This is a genomic window from Pseudomonas yamanorum (genome assembly GCF_013386765.1).
In the GTDB taxonomy this organism is placed as follows: Bacteria; Pseudomonadota; Gammaproteobacteria; order Pseudomonadales; family Pseudomonadaceae; genus Aquipseudomonas; species Aquipseudomonas yamanorum_A.
Genome location: NZ_JACARE010000017.1, coordinates 365,501 through 380,399 on the forward strand (window position 1 = coordinate 365,501; position 14,899 = coordinate 380,399).

Annotated in this window: 12 protein-coding genes; 6 read left to right on the top strand and 6 right to left on the bottom strand. The window is 61.7% G+C overall.

Annotation, left to right across the window (positions count from 1 at the left end):
- Positions 1-48 precede the first annotated feature (48 nt).
- Genes HX875_RS13175 through HX875_RS13190 form a run of 4 tightly spaced genes read left to right on the top strand, consistent with a single transcriptional unit; the run spans position 49 to position 4,815 of the window.
- Entirely contained in the window at positions 49-1,560 is a 1,512-nt protein-coding gene (locus HX875_RS13175) for an efflux transporter outer membrane subunit (RefSeq protein WP_177043494.1), read from the top strand.
- Between the two features lie 10 nt (positions 1,561-1,570).
- Positions 1,571-3,754, top strand: coding sequence for an FUSC family protein (locus tag HX875_RS13180; RefSeq protein ID WP_177043495.1), 2,184 nt, complete (start codon positions 1,571-1,573; stop codon positions 3,752-3,754).
- The gene (locus HX875_RS13185; protein WP_003216262.1) at positions 3,744-3,944 is read left to right on the top strand and encodes a DUF1656 domain-containing protein; all 201 of its coding nucleotides are present in this window, start codon (positions 3,744-3,746) and stop codon (positions 3,942-3,944) included. Before HX875_RS13180 ends, HX875_RS13185 begins: the two co-directional genes overlap by 11 nt.
- Before the next feature lie 10 nt (positions 3,945-3,954).
- Positions 3,955-4,815: an efflux RND transporter periplasmic adaptor subunit gene (locus HX875_RS13190; protein ID WP_177043496.1), complete on the top strand. Its 861-nt coding sequence runs from the start codon at positions 3,955-3,957 to the stop codon at positions 4,813-4,815.
- A gap of 113 nt (positions 4,816-4,928) precedes the next feature.
- Here HX875_RS13190 and HX875_RS13195 read toward each other — a convergent pair whose 3' ends face one another.
- On the bottom strand, positions 4,929-5,327 hold the full coding sequence (locus HX875_RS13195) for a DUF4440 domain-containing protein (protein ID WP_177043522.1): 399 nt from the start codon (positions 5,325-5,327) through the stop codon (positions 4,929-4,931).
- Positions 5,327-6,514: an MFS transporter gene (locus HX875_RS13200; RefSeq protein WP_177043497.1), complete on the bottom strand. Its 1,188-nt coding sequence runs from the start codon at positions 6,512-6,514 to the stop codon at positions 5,327-5,329. The genes HX875_RS13195 and HX875_RS13200 overlap by 1 nt, the downstream gene beginning before the upstream one ends.
- 111 nt (positions 6,515-6,625) lie before the next feature.
- Between HX875_RS13200 and HX875_RS13205 the strand changes: the two genes are divergently transcribed.
- Positions 6,626-7,489 carry a LysR family transcriptional regulator gene (locus tag HX875_RS13205; RefSeq protein WP_177043498.1) on the top strand — a complete coding sequence of 288 codons (864 nt, stop codon included), beginning with the start codon at positions 6,626-6,628 and terminating at the stop codon, positions 7,487-7,489.
- Between the two features lie 171 nt (positions 7,490-7,660).
- Here HX875_RS13205 and HX875_RS13210 read toward each other — a convergent pair whose 3' ends face one another.
- Positions 7,661-8,473: an SDR family oxidoreductase gene (locus tag HX875_RS13210; protein WP_177043499.1), complete on the bottom strand. Its 813-nt coding sequence runs from the start codon at positions 8,471-8,473 to the stop codon at positions 7,661-7,663.
- Between the two features lie 20 nt (positions 8,474-8,493).
- Entirely contained in the window at positions 8,494-8,958 is a 465-nt protein-coding gene (locus HX875_RS13215) for a multidrug transporter (protein WP_177043523.1), read from the bottom strand.
- Positions 8,959-9,152: 194 nt separating this feature from the next.
- Between HX875_RS13215 and HX875_RS13220 the strand changes: the two genes are divergently transcribed.
- The gene (locus HX875_RS13220) at positions 9,153-12,527 is read left to right on the top strand and encodes a dermonecrotic toxin domain-containing protein (protein WP_177043500.1); all 3,375 of its coding nucleotides are present in this window, start codon (positions 9,153-9,155) and stop codon (positions 12,525-12,527) included.
- An 82-nt stretch (positions 12,528-12,609) separates the two neighbouring features.
- On the opposite strand, the gene HX875_RS13225 is transcribed toward HX875_RS13220, so the two are convergent.
- On the bottom strand, positions 12,610-14,061 hold the full coding sequence (locus tag HX875_RS13225; RefSeq protein ID WP_177043501.1) for a mannose-1-phosphate guanylyltransferase/mannose-6-phosphate isomerase: 1,452 nt from the start codon (positions 14,059-14,061) through the stop codon (positions 12,610-12,612).
- 183 nt (positions 14,062-14,244) lie between these two features.
- Complete coding sequence (locus HX875_RS13230; RefSeq protein ID WP_177043502.1) at positions 14,245-14,892, bottom strand: alginate O-acetyltransferase AlgF; 648 nt, start codon at positions 14,890-14,892, stop codon at positions 14,245-14,247.
- Positions 14,893-14,899: the final 7 nt, after the last annotated feature.

The window sequence follows — 14,899 nt, forward strand, 5'->3', positions numbered from 1 at the left end:
TAGAATTGCGCCACCTTCCCCGCAACACCCTCTCAGGAATTCGCAGCAGTGCCGCGTCGCATCAGCAGAGAGCTGAAGACTCTCAGTGTTTGGGCCTTATCGTTAGCAATCAGCGGCTGCATCGGAACCGGAGGAATTGCCCCCAAAGGGCAGGCACTCGCCGCCAACACATTGGCCACCGACGAAGCGATCAAAACCGCTGCCCAGGACGCTCACTGGCCCACCGCGCAATGGTGGCAAGCCTACGACGACCCGCAACTCAACCACTGGATCGACCTCGCCGTGCAAGGCAGCCCGAGCATGGCCATGGCCGCCGCTCGCGTGCGGGAAGCCCGGGCCATGGCCGGCATCGCCGAGTCGGCCGAGTCGTTGCAGGTCAATGGCGACGCCACGCTCAAGCGGCACAACTGGCCCAGCGACCAATTCTATGGCCCGGGCGCGCTGGACAATTCCACCACCTGGGACAACAACGCGTCCCTGGGCTTGAGCTACGCCCTCGACCTCTGGGGCCGCGAAAGCAATGCCACCGAGCGTGCCGTGGACATGGCCCACATGAGCGCCGCCGAAGCCCGCCAGGCACAGCTTGAATTGCAGAGCAACGTGGTGCGCGCCTATATCCAGTTGTCGTTGCACTTCGCCCAGCGCGACATCGTGGCCGCGACCCTGGCCCAGCAGCAACAGATCCTCGACCTTGCGCAAAAGCGCCTGAATGGCGGGATCGGCACCCACTTCGAAGTCAGCCAGGCCGAGACGCCGTTGCCGGAAACCCACCGGCAACTGGACGCCCTGGATGAAGCCATCGCCCTGAGCCGCAACCAGTTGGCTGCGCTGGCGGGCAAGGGGCCGGGGGCGGGCGCGCAATTGCAGCGGCCGACCTTGTCCCTCGCGGCACCCCTGAAATTGCCGTCGAGCTTGCCCGCCGAACTGCTCGGCCAGCGCCCGGACGTGGTTGCCAGCCGCTGGCAGGTGGCGGCCCAGGCCCGTGGCATTGATGTGGCCCACGCCGGTTTCTACCCCAACGTCGACCTGGTGGGCAGCCTCGGCTACGTCGCCACCGGCGGCGGGATGCTCAGTTTCCTCACGGGCAAAAAGCTCAACTACACCGCCGGCCCGGCCATCAGCCTGCCGATCTTCGACGGTGGCCGACTGCGCTCACAGTTGGGTGAAGCCAGCGCCGGCTACGACATCGCCGTCGCGCACTACAACCAGACCCTGGTCAATGCGCTCAAGGGCATCAGCGACCAGTTGATCCGCCGCGAGTCGATGGACAAGCAGCAGGCGTTCGCCGCCGAATCCGTAGCCTCGGCGCAGAAAACCTATGACATCGCGATGATCGCCTACCAGCGCGGCCTCACCGACTACCTCAACGTGCTGAACGCCCAGAGCCTGTTGTTCCGCCAGCAGCAGGTGCAGCAACAGGTCCAGGCCGCGCGCCTGAGTGCCCACGCCGAACTGGTGACCGCGTTGGGCGGTGGCCTCGGCGCCGGCAGCGATGTGCCGCAAGACAGCAAGACTCTCCCGAGCAAGACCCCGGCGGCCCTCGCCGTGTTTGATCACTGAGTAGGACGCAATGACTCCCTTGCCTGCACCGCTGCGCTGGTTGCACGCCCTTGAGTGGCGCCGTGGTTTTTTCGACTGGGCACGCAGTGATGGCGTGACCTGGGTGTATATCTTCAAGGTACTGATCGCGGCCTTCCTGACGCTGTGGCTGGCCATGCGCCTGGAGTTGCCGCAGCCGCGCACCGCGATGATCACCGTATTTATTGTGATGCAGCCGCAAAGCGGGCAGGTATTCGCCAAGAGTTTCTACCGCTTCCTCGGCACCCTGGCGGGCTCGGCGGTGATGGTGTTTCTGATCGCGTTGTTCGCGCAGAACACAGAACTGTTCCTCGGTTCGCTGGCGATCTGGGTCGGCATCTGCACTGCTGGCGCGACCCGGAACCGCAACTTTCGCGCCTACGGGTTTGTGCTGGCCGGCTACACCGCGGCGATGGTTGGCTTGCCGGCCCTGGCCCATCCGGATGGCGCCTTTATGGCGGCGGTGTGGCGGGTCCTGGAAATCTCGTTGGGGATTGTCTGCTCCACGCTGGTCAGTGCCGCGATCCTGCCGCAAACCGCCAGCGCTGCGATGCGCAACGCCCTGTACCAACGCTTCGGTGTGTTCGCGTTATTTGTCACCGACGGCCTGCGCGGTCGCAGCGAGCGCGAAGGGTTTGAACGCAGCAACGTGCGTTTTATCGCCGAAGCCGTGGGCCTGGAAGGGCTGCGCAGCATCACCGTGTTCGAAGACCCGCACATGCGTCGGCGCAATGGCCGGCTGACGCGGTTGAACAGCGAGTTCATGGGCATCACTACCCGCTTCAATGCCTTGCACCAACTGCTGGAACGCCTGCGCAGCCAAGAGGCCGATCACGTGGTGGCCGCTATCAAGCCAGGCCTGCAAGACCTCGCGGAATTGCTCGACGGCTTCTCAGGCCGGGCGCTCACCAGCCCCGACGCGGCGCGCCTGGTCAGCCAACTCACCGCCTACAAGGAAGGCCTGCCCGCCAAGGTGCGCAGCCTGCGGGCGAGCTTTCAGGAAAGCGCGCCCAGTGACGCCGAGCAGCTGGATTTTCACACCGCCTACGAGCTGCTGTACCGCTTCGTCGACGAGTTGCACAGCTACGCGCAAACCCATGCGTCCCTGGCCGACCACAGCCACGAGCGCGAACACTGGGACGAGCCCTACACCCCGAAAACCAACTGGCTGGCCTGCGCCGCCTCGGGGATTCGTGCGTCATTTATCCTGATCGTGCTCGGCAGTTACTGGGTGGCCACCGCCTGGCCCAGCGGCGCCACCATGACCCTGATTGCCGCCGCGACGGTGGGCTTGTCCGCCGCCACGCCGAACCCCAAGCGCATGGCGTTTCAAATGGCCTGCGGCACCTTGATCGGGGCGCTGGTGGGCTTTGTCGAGATGTTCTTCGTGTTCCCCTGGATCGATGGGTTCCCGCTGCTGTGCGTGATGCTCGCGCCGGTGATCATCTTCGGCTCGTTCCTGGCCTCGCGCCCACAATACGCGGGAGTCGGCGTCGGGTTGCTGATCTTCTTCAGCACCGGCTCGGTGCCGGACAACCTCACGATCTACAACCCCTACACCTTCATCAACGACTACATCGCGATGGTCATCGGCATGCTGGTGTGTGCGGCGGCGGGGGCAATCATCCTGCCGCCCAACAGCCGCTGGTTGTGGCGACGGCTGGAGCAGGATTTGCGCGAGCAAGTAGTGTTCGCCATCAGCGGCAAGCTCAAGGGCCTGGCGTCGGGTTTCGAAAGCCGCACCCGCGACCTGCTGCACCAGGCCTACGGCTTCGCCGCCGGGCAGCCGCAGGTGCAACGCAATCTGCTGCGCTGGATGTTCGTGGTGCTGGAAGTCGGCCACGCGATCATCGAGTTGCGCAAGGAGCAGGCAATCCTGCCGGTGCACCCGGCGTATGCCGAATCCCAGCCGTGGCGCCAGGCGATCCGGGTGATGGGCCGCTCATTGGTGCGGCTGTTCCTGCAACCCAGCGCCAGCAATCTGGAACGCAGCCTGGTCGCCGTGGACCATGCCATCAGCCGGGTGCAGGCCACCGACGAACCCTTCGCCCCGCACTTCGACACCTCGGCCCTGCGCCGGGTGAAAAGCTACCTGCACTTTATCCGCACCTCATTGCTGGACCCGCAATCACCCCTGGCTGCCCTCAAGCCTGAAGGACCCGCTCATGCCTCGTGAAATCGCCTTCCACGGCGTGTACATGCCCACCATGACCCTGATGTTTCTGATCGCGGCGGGGTTGGCCTGGGCCCTGGACCGGTTCCTGGCCGGCTTCGACCTGTACCGTTTTTTCTGGCACCCGGCGTTGCTGCGCCTGAGCCTGTTCGCTTGCTTGTTCGGCGCCCTGGCGTTGACCGTCTACCGTTGAGAATGCCCCGATGAAAAAGTTTTTCAGCCTGCTCGCGACCTTGCTGGTACTGGCCCTGGCGATCTGGATTGGCCGCACGTTGTGGGTGCATTACATGGAAACTCCCTGGACCCGCGATGGCCGGGTGCGCGCCGACATCATCAACGTCGCCGCTGACGTCACCGGCGAGGTGGTCAATGTCCCGGTGCGTGACAACCAACTGGTGAAGAAGGGTGACCTGCTGATGCAGATCGACCCCGAGCACTACCAGATAGCCGTCAAGCAGGCGCAATCGCTGGTGGCGTCCCGCAAGGCCACCTGGGAAATGCGCAAGGTCAACGCCCACCGCCGCGCCGACCTCGATGCCCTGGTGATCTCCAAGGAAAACCGTGACGACGCCAGCAACATCGCCGACTCGGCCCTGGCGGATTACCAACATGCGCTGGCGCAACTGGAAGCGGCCGAGCTGAACCTCAAACGCACCCAGGTGCTGGCGGCGGTGGACGGCTACGTCACCAACCTCAACGTGCACCGAGGCGACTACGCGCGCATCGGCGAGGCCAAGATGGCGGTGGTGGATATGAACTCGTTCTGGGTGTACGGCTTCTTTGAGGAGACCAAGCTGCCCCACGTCAAAGTCGGTGATACAGCCGACATGCAACTGATGAGCGGCGAAACCCTCAAGGGCCACGTGGAAAGCATCTCGCGCGGGATCTACGACCGCGACAACCCGGAGAGCCGCGAGCTGATCGCCGATGTGAACCCGACGTTCAACTGGGTGCGCCTGGCCCAGCGGGTGCCGGTGCGGATTCACATCGATGAAGTGCCGGAGGGTGTGCTGTTGGCGGCGGGTATCACCTGCACCGTGATCGTCAACCAAACACAGAACTAATTGTGGGAGCTGGCTTGCCTGCGATGGCGGTGCATCAGTCAGAGAAGTATTGGCTGATACTCCGCTATCGCAGGCAAGCCAGCTCCTACCGTTGATCTTCATCGTTGGTGAAATCAGGTTTGTAAAAACGTCTCGTGCAGGTGGCGCCACAGCAGGGCGCCGCTGGCCTGCTTTTCAAACACCACGGTCGAACGCCGATCGGTTTGTGCGCCGCTGCCGTCCACCTGCTGCTCGCGATAACTTAACGTCGCACCACGGGCGTGTCGGTCAATCCCGGCAAATTCGCTGAGGCTGATCCTGAACCCGGGCCGCTTGCCACCGGCCTGGCTGAACAGCTGGTTGAGCAGCGCAAAATCCAGCTGCTTGCCCGCCGGGGTGATCATGGAAAAGTCCGGGGAAAAGCGCGCAAGCAAAGTCTCCAGTGTGCCCTCGGGTGCGGTCCCGGCAAACCATTGTTCGATCTCGACGTGGGCCTGGATCACTTCATCAAAAAAGTCGCGGTAATCAATCATCATGTGGGCTCGCTGGCAGGGTGAAGCAGTGTGCTTACCTTGGACGCATCCAGGCACAGTACTGCAATCAGGGGAAACAGGGTCAACGCTGCGGCAATCGCAAAGGTCGCGGTGAAGGAGTCCAGCGCGGCCAGCACGGCACTGAGCAACGCTGCCCCGAGGCAAAAACTCAGCTGCCGATTGATGTTCCACAAGGCGCTGGCGTGGCCCATGCGTTCGGCCGGAATATCGAGAAAGGCCAGGGTTTGCGCGGTGCTGCTGCACAGGCTGCCGCCCAGGCCCATCAGGGTGTAGGCGAGCACCACGACAGGCGGGTGGGGTTCGATCAGCAACAGGATGCCGATGGATTGCAGCACCATGCCCGCCAGCAGCAACGGCCGGGGCCCGCAACGATTGAACAGTTTTTTGCTCAGGGCAATGGCCACCCCCGAGGCCAGCGCCCAAGGCAGCATCAGCGCGCCGATGTGGCTGGCGGTAAATCCCAGGCCGTGCAGGTAAAGAATCGCCACCAGGCTGGTGCCGATAAAGACACCCGGGATGAACAGGTACACCAGCATCGCCACCCGCAGCAGCGGACGACGAATCTGCCCCAGCACCGCGCCGAGGTCCACGGGCGGGCGGGTGGAAGAGGGTGTGTCTGCCTCCAGCCAGCGCACGGTGAGCATCAGGGTGATCAGTGCCAGCGGCAGGTTGGCGAAAAAGATCCAGCGCCACGACACGCTGTCCACCACCAAACCGCCCAGTGCTGGCGACAGTGCTGGAATCAGCAGTGCCACGAACATCACCTTGGCCGTCAGTTGGCTGCGTTGTGCCGGCGGAAAATGCCGATAGGCCAGGGCCTGGCCCACCGGGATCAACAAGCCGCCGCCCAGGCCTTGCAGCAGGCGCCAGCCGATCAGCGCTTCAATCGATGCGGCCTGGCTCACCAGCACCGAGGCGAGGCCGAACAACAACAGGCTGACGGCAATCAAGCGCCGCTCACCCAGCAGTGCCGCCAGCCACACGCTCAGGGGAATCACCACGGTCAGGCCGAGCATATAGGCGTTGCCGATCCACGCCAGTTGGGTGACCGAGGCCTGCAATTCCCGGGCGATGTCCGGGTAGGCGATGGTGGCGACAAACATGTTCACCAGGTCCAGGGCGAAGCCCAGTAGAAAGATCCAGGTGACTTTCGAGCGGTAGGTCATGGCGCGGTTCCTGCGTTGGATGGCGGCAGGGTAGGCGCGTGCGGGCACTTGGGAAACAGCGGTTTGACTGTTAGCTTGTCAAAAATATTTTGACAATGGAGGGCGTGGACGATGGTCAGCCTGGATCGATTCGACACCTTCAAGGCCGTGGTCGAGGCCGGGTCGTTGACCGCAGCCGCTGATTTCCTGGGGCAGACGCGGGCCGTGGTGAGCTTCAACCTCAAGCGCCTGGAGGCCGAGCTGGGTGTCACCCTGCTGACCCGCAGTACGCGCCAACTGGCGCTGACCGATGCCGGTGAGCGCTTTTACCTGCGCTGCACGCGGATGCTGGAAGAGGCGCGGCTGGCGGTGGAGGAAGCCCGTTCGGAACACAGCCAGCTCAAGGGCACGCTGCGGATCACCACCACTGTCGAGTACGGATTGGCCGTGGTGGTGCCGGCGCTGGAAACCTTTCGCGGCCTGCACCCGGAATTGAACGTTCAGTTATCCACCTCCTCCAGTCATGCCGATCTGATCTCCGAGCGGTTCGATGTGGCTATCCGGCTGGGGCGCATGCTCGATTCCAATCATCGGGCGGTGCAGCTGTCGAGCTATGAGATTTTTGCCGTGGCCGCGCCGGGTTTCGCCGGGGTCACCACTCTGGATGAACTGGAGCAACTGCCCAAGCTCGGGCATGGACGGTTGACGGAATTGGCGGTGGTCGACCCGGCGGGCCTGGAGCACCTGTATCGCCCGGGGCCTGGCAAGGCCTCACTGGTTGCCGACAGCGCCGCGATCCTGCAGGCGTTCGCCGTGCGCGGGCATGGCGTGGCGATCCTGCCCCAATGGCTGGTGCAGGACGACCTCGATGCAGGGCGTTTGGTGCGGCTGCTGCCGGGCTATCGGTTTGCGCCGCAGGGGGTGTATGCGCTGTACCCGGACACCCGGCACCTGCCGCTGAAGGTACGGGCCTTCATTGATTTCATGAAAGGCTGATCCGTCGAGGAGTCGCAAACCTTGTGGCGAGGGAGCTTGCTCCCGCTGGGGTGCGAAGCGCCCCTGAAAAGGTCAGCGCATTCTTTCAGGAGAGCGTGGGTGGATGGTTTTGGGGCTGCTGCGCAGCCCAACGGGAGCAAGCTCCCTCGCCACACGTTAGCGGTGCTGTTATTACAAGGTTCCGCTTAGGCCAAAGCGTTTTTTCAGGATGGTCTCCAGCAACCCCTTGGGCAACAACGCCGCCATCCACGGCAGTGCCTGGCAGCCATTACCCGAGCGCAACAGGCGCGGCGGTGTGCTCTGTTGTACGGCCTTGAGCACATCGGCGGCGAACTTGCTGGCGGGCGTAGGCCGATCCTGAGAGGCCTTGGCCCGGGCGCGGATGCTTTCGCGCAGTGGCCACCAGGGCGATTGCTCATTGATCAACAACTCGGCCTGGGTACCGGCGTTTTTCGCAAAGCTGGTATCGATGGCCCCCGGTTGCACTTCCATCACGCGCACGCCAAACGGTGCCAGCTCCATGCGCAACGCATCGCTCAAGGCATGCACCGCCGCTTTTGAAGCACAGTACGCACCGGCAAACGGCGTGACCAGCACTCCCGAGACACTGCCGATATTCACCACCAACCCTTTGCGCTGGCGCAGGGCCGGGAACAGCGCCTGCGTCACCCCGACCACTGAAAACACATTGGTCTGGAACTGCTGCTGCATCGCCTGGGTGCCGCCGTCGAGCAACGGGCCCATGGCGCCGTAGCCGGCGTTGTTGATCAGTACGTCCAGCGCGCCGATCTGCCCGGCCAAGTGCGCCAGTGCAGCGCCGTCGTTGACGTCCAGTTGCACGGCGTTAAAGCCGGCGGCGCTGAGTGTTGCAACATCCTCGGTGCGCCGGGCACTGGCCCACACGTCAAAGCCCGCGTGTTTGAAGGCATCCGCCAGGGCACGGCCAATGCCACTGGAACACCCGGTAATGAGTACGTTGGGCATGGATCAATCCTTTGTCAGGGTTAGTCGGAAAAGCTGCCTTGCAAATGCTCGGCGCGAAATTCCAGGGTTTGCGGGCGGTAGCCGGGGCGCAGCGGCGGCACCGGCAGGCAGTCTTCCCAGGTGGCGCCGGCCTGCAGTTCACCGGGGCCGCGATAGCGCGGGGCAGCGTACACGTTGTCCGCCAGGTTGACCGTATCGCCCGGCGCATAGGCCGCGATGCGCCAGCGCAGTTCGGTCAGCGGCACGTTGTTGCCGTTGTTCAAGGTGAGTTTGAGCGGGCGGTCCGCCGGGCACTCTTTAGGGGCGTACACGGTACGTAGCTCCAGGCGTGCCAATTGCTGGGCCTCGCGGTTGTCCAGCCACACCACCCACATCGCTACCAGGCCCAGGCCGACGGCGGCCGCGAGCGAAACCGGCAAGGCCCGGGCCGGGTAGCGCAGCAGAAGGATTAGCCAGGTAATGACCAGCAGAACACCGATGAACACGATAAAACCCTCGCTTGCCATGAGCGTTCATCGTAGCTGAGCTCGAGGGCCAAGCCTATTCACCTACCGTAACGTATTGCATTTTTCCCACAGGAACCCGCGGACTCTCTTACCCCACTGATTGATTCATCATCGGAGCGATATCACTTTTAAAAGGGCAACGGACTGACTCCCTTAATGACAGGGTCCATTCAATGATCGTTAAGCGTCATACCCACTATCATCCTGATCTTCCCCCTCCATCTGATTCATCCAACCAGCCATCCTCTGGGAGCGAGGCGCCAGGCCCTGGAGCACCGGCGCCATTTTCTGGCCTCCCTGCCATTGGTACGCCAGCCATACCCGTCGTGCGGAGCATTCATCCGGCCACGGTCGCCGAGTATGTTTTTGGCAAGCCTGCTTCTGCTCAGCAGGGCTTCCTCGGCCAGCACGATGCACTCAACATTAAAATAAACCGGTTGATCAGCCAGCAGCCCAGCTACGAACAATTTGTGCAGGAGTATCAAGAGTACGTTGCCAGGACGCCTGGCGCCGTGGGAGAAATCGGGGAGCTGTTTGCCAACGCCGTCACTCGGTTCTGGACGTCTCCCCGCCCCAACGAAAAAGATCCGAGCCCACCTCAAGATCAATTGATCAACCTGCACCGGGAAATGCTTTCCACCCAGGCGGCTCTGCGCCTGGAGGACGGTACCCTGAGCCCGGCGAGCAAGGCCCTGATCGACAAGGCGTTCCGCTATCCCACGTTGGCCGCCCGGGAAAGCGCTTTCCCCGACGGTGCGCGGCCTGGCGTTTACCCGATCACGTTGGATGACAACACGCCAAACGGCGCGCGGCTGGCCGGAGCCTTCATGATTACCTCCACAGATGGTTCCTGGAAGACACAACCTCACTGGCCCAACGGTGACAAAAACATCAAGGCTGACGAAGGTAACGGCCCTGTGGTGCTTTACACCCCCGGCGAAGGGTTTGAGGAGTTTGCGACCCCGGCCCAACTGCAAGCGGCGCTGGCACAGCGCATTGACCAGGGAGGTATCCCCGCAAAGCTCCTGTCTGAAAGTTTGCCGCTATCGGTGGAAAACCTGCGCAAGCCTTTGCGCGGGGATGACCTGACGCTCAGTTTCGCGCCCACTTCAGGAGATGTGATAGCAGAAGCAGTTCCTCAGCTTTTGGAGCGGCAAAAAGCCGAACTGAACGCCTTGACTCACTCAGACACCAGCAACATGGATGGCCCCCAAATCGCCCAGGCCATGAACAATGCCGCCAATTGGTCGTCTCAAATGGACAGCAGCAATGCCATGCTTGCCCGGGGTGAAAAGCTCGAAGATAAACAACAGCCGTCATGGTTGAAAAACCTGTCCCCCATGGACGCGGGGCAATATCAATACCTGGACACGAACGAGCACCAATCCCTCCAGAACCTGGTGCCGTTACTGGAAGAAATTCCCTCGCTGCAGCGTTTTGCCAATCAGCAACTGAACGCCGCGCTGCAGAAAAAATACCCGACGGCGAATTTTGACCCGGACAAGATCGTGGTGACCACCGCCACGCAATTCAAAGTGCATACCGGTCGGCCCGGCGCCTACGTTCCACGCAATGTCAGCAGCCACCAAAGTTCCCTGACTGAGTTGGCCTTGAAAAACCCCACTGCCTGGCCTGCCGCAGACAGTCACCAGTATTCTTCCGTGGCATTCGCCGCACCCTTGACCGACGCCTCGGGCAAGCCGGTACTGGGGGCAGACGGAAATCCCGTGGTCTTGGGAACTGCAGAGCTCAAGGCGTTGGTCAATGAGCTGGACGTGGGCGGCAACTACATCCAGTTTCTCAAGACGCGAATGGCGCCCGACGCTCAGACCGGAGAACCGGGGAAACTGCGTTCCGCGTGGAAAGCCAATCTGTCCGATGTGATGAACAAGCAGGCGTTTCTGGGGGAGTTGAACCCGCAGGCTTATCCACAGGGATCCCCGGCATCCGAGTGGGTCCAGACCGTGCTCGATTTTCCGGACCCGGCCACCCGGCCCCAGGTGGATGGAAAAAACATCGTTGCCAACACCGTCAGTCACCATGGCCAGGCGCTCCAGGGTGTCATCGCCATTGGCAATGGCGAGGCCGGGCCGCTGGTGTTGTATACCCCTGATGCGCCTGACGGCATGTCCTTTCGACACGTTGCCAACCAGGCTGCCCTGGAGGCGCTTTTCGAGCAGCCGGAATGGAAAGCCTATGCCCGCAGCAAGACGTCGCCTCTCAATCCGGACAGCCTGGCGGCTGTGATCCAGGATTACCGGGACGGGGACGTCATCAAAAACCTCAAGCGTGTGGGCAAGGCGAACGAGCTGACAAGCAATGCGTACCTCAAACCTATTCAGGGTGACTTTCAGGACGCACTGTACAAACAGCTGACGGAGATACTGCTCGATAAGGCGGATCTCGGTTCTGTCAGCTCCGCCGAGGTGGCCAAGGAGTCGGCCTACAACAAGACGATGTTCGGTATCGAGATCGCCACCCAGTTCATGGACCTCTTGCCGGTGATTGGAAAGGGCATTTCGACTGCCGTCAGGCTCACCAGATCCGGGCTGAGGGTCATCAGGGCGCCTGGCCAATCCATCGTAAGGGTACTCGACAAACCCAACCGACTTGCCATGATCTATAGCCGTTACGGCGGCGGGGCGAAGACTGGCAACATAGCCAGCCCGATTAGGCACCCGGTCCTGAAACCGTCGCTGCCAGCCAGGGTTGTGCCCCTGACGCACTTGGAGCTTACGGGCCAGGGGAGCGCCGTAGCACGCACGTTGCCAGACATCAGTGCCTATTCCGTACCTGAGAGCTTGCTCGACGGCCGTACGATGAGGGGCGATGGTACTTATCAAGTCGGGGAGCAGTTCTATGTGCGTTACACCGACGGTACCGGCGTCAGCAAGCCGTATGAAATCAGCCCGGTTTACAAAACCGAAAGCGGATACGTTCGAGTCATTGACCCGCAAACCAAAAATACCGTGGCGTTCCTGCAGTCGGCAGGTGAGGGGCAATGGCGGTTGAACAGGATGCTGGGTGGCGCCAAAGGGGAAAGCAGTCAAGGGGTCAAGCGCCCAGCGACTCTCGATATACAGGCAGGCTCTTCCAATGCCTCAAAAAGACCTAGAACGCCCGAAGCCTTTCCAGGTGAAAAAGCCGAGCTGGAGGCTCCCGTCAAAGGCGAGAACGTGTATTACCACTACACGGGGAACAACGCGTCGGCTTCCATCAATGCCGACTGGCATTTGCAGTCGTCCTCTAAAGATCTGAAAGGGCAACCGTTACCCCGTGGCCAGGGCCGGCATTACTTTACGGACCTGAGGCCTGAAGATACGAACCAGGCTGAGATATCCCGGACGATCTTTGGTCGGCGTCCCGGCGGTAATACCCAGGATAAAATGACGCAATACTACGAGATCAATACATCGGGCCTGACGGTAATGCCAACTGAAAATCCGCACATTTTTTACGTGGATACAAAGTTCGCCATTCCCTTGAAGTACCGGGACGGCAATGGCAACGCAGTTAATCGAATCATTAAAAAGGGCCCGTTCGGCTGAGGTCAGGGCGGTATGCAAGCAGCCCGTCACTGACTGCGGATAGGGGACGCAGTCAGTGACGGGCGCTTGTTTTTCCGCGGTGTTACTGCGCGATGGTTTTCACCGACACGCCGCGCTCGATCGGCGTAGACCGACCGTAGATATCTTCAAAGCGCTCGATATCGTCTTCACCCAGGTAGCTGCCGGACTGCACCTCGATAATCTCCAAGGGAATCTTGCCCGGGTTGCGCAAGCGGTGCACCGAGGCGATCGGGATGTAGGTGGACTGGTTTTCGGTGAGCAGGAACACGTTCTCGTCACAGGTGACTTCGGCGGTGCCGCTGACCACGATCCAGTGTTCGGCGCGGTGGTGGTGCATCTGCAACGACAGGCACGCGCCCGGCTTGACCGAGATGTGCTTGACCTGGAAGCGGCCGCCCATGTCCACCGAGTCATACGAGCCCCACGGACGGTAGACCTCGCAGTGGTTCTGAGTTTCGCTGCGGCCCTGTTCGTTGAGGGTATTGACCATCTGCTTGACGCCCTGGACCTTGTCCTTGTGGGCAATCATCATCGCGTCCTTGGTTTCCACCACCACGATGTTTTCCAGGCCGATCACCGACACCAGTTTGCCGTTGCCGTGGATCATGCAGTTCTTGCTGTCCTGGATCACCACGTCGCCCTTGCTGACGTTGCCGTTGGCGTCTTTTTCATTCACGTCCCACAGCGATGCCCAGCAACCCACGTCGCTCCAGCCGGCGGTCAATGGCACCACGCAGGCCAGCTGGGTTTTTTCCATCACGGCATAGTCGATGGAATTGTCCGGGCAGCAGGCGAAGGTGGACTCGTCGATGTCGATGGTGTCGGCGGTGTGGTTGCTGCGTTCCAGGGTCAGCATGCACGTGTCGTAGATGTCCGGGTCGTGCTTTTTCAGCTCCTCGAGGAAGCGGCTGGCGCGGAACAGGAACATGCCGCTGTTCCAGAAATAACCCCCGCTTTTGACGAACTCGGCGGCGCGTTTTTCATCCGGTTTTTCCACGAACTGCTGCACGCGGCTGACGCCTTCGGGCAGCAGTGAATCGTTGGTCGACTTGATATAGCCATAGCCGGTTTCCGGACGGGTGGCCGGTACGCCGAACAGCACCATCTCGCCGCGCTCGGCGGCCACGGTGGCCAGGGCCAGGGCGCGTTGCAGGGCTTTCTGGTCGTCCAGCACGTGGTCGGCGGGCAGTACCAGCATCAGCTCATCACGGCCTTCGTTGACCAGCATCATCGCGGTCAGGGCCACAGCCGGCGCGGTGTTGCGGCCGAACGGTTCCATCAGGATGCGCTGGGTGTCCAGTTTGCGGGCGGCGAGTTGCTCGTTGACGATAAAGCGGTGGTCCTTGTTGCAGACCACGATGGGCGCATCCATGCCTTCGAATACCAGGCGCTCCAGGGTTTGCTGGAATAAGGTGTGCTCGGAGGTTAAGGCCAGGAACTGCTTGGGAAACTGTTTGCGGGAAAGCGGCCAAAGACGTGAGCCGCTACCACCGGAAAGGATTACTGGGATCATGTGTTTCTCCTTGAATCGATATGGGTCAGAGCTACGAAGGTTTGTCGTTTCACTCTTGTTTTTGTCCGGGCCTGAGTTGAAATGCTGACAATGTGGGAGCTGGCTTGCCTGCGATGGCACCTTCAAGACCGCCATCGCAGGCAAGCCAGCTCCCACAAGGAGCGTGTCAACTCAGATAAATCATTAGCGAGTCGACACGGGGCGTTTCACCCACACTGGCGACAGGTTGGCGCCGGTGCCGGTGACGTACAGCACCGCGGCCTCGCCACGCTCCAGGGCCACTGGTTTTACGTCGCCGACTTTCTTGTCGCCTTCATACAAGGCCAGGCTGACCTTCACCGGGTTGATCTCGCGCTCGCCACGGCCTTTGGCGGCTACGGCCTGGACCACGTCGGTCTTGCCGTCGGCGGTTTTCAGGGTCAGCGACTTGTCACTGAGGTTCTGCACGCGCACCAGGGATTTCTGCTTGTTCTTGAACGGCGGTTCTTCGATCAGTTGCGGCTGGCCGCTGCCACTGCTGACCAGGGTGTAGTAGTGGTCGGCGGCGAGCTTGACCGGCAGGGTCTGGCTGCCGACCTTGGCGCTGTAGTCACCGCCTGGCATGAAGCTGAAGTCACTGCTGGCCAGCGGTGCAACTTCGCTTAAGTTGGTGCTGCCGACGGTGGCGCTGACTTCCTGGTTGCTGGCGTTGTACACCCGCACAAAGCTCGAGCCTTTTGGCGCGACGGGGCCGTAGAGGGCGGCATCGCCACCGGCGAAGGCAGACATCGAAACAACGCTCATGCCGGCGACGAGAGCAAAAGTTTTTGCGAGGTTAGTAGTGAAAGTCATGTGAGTT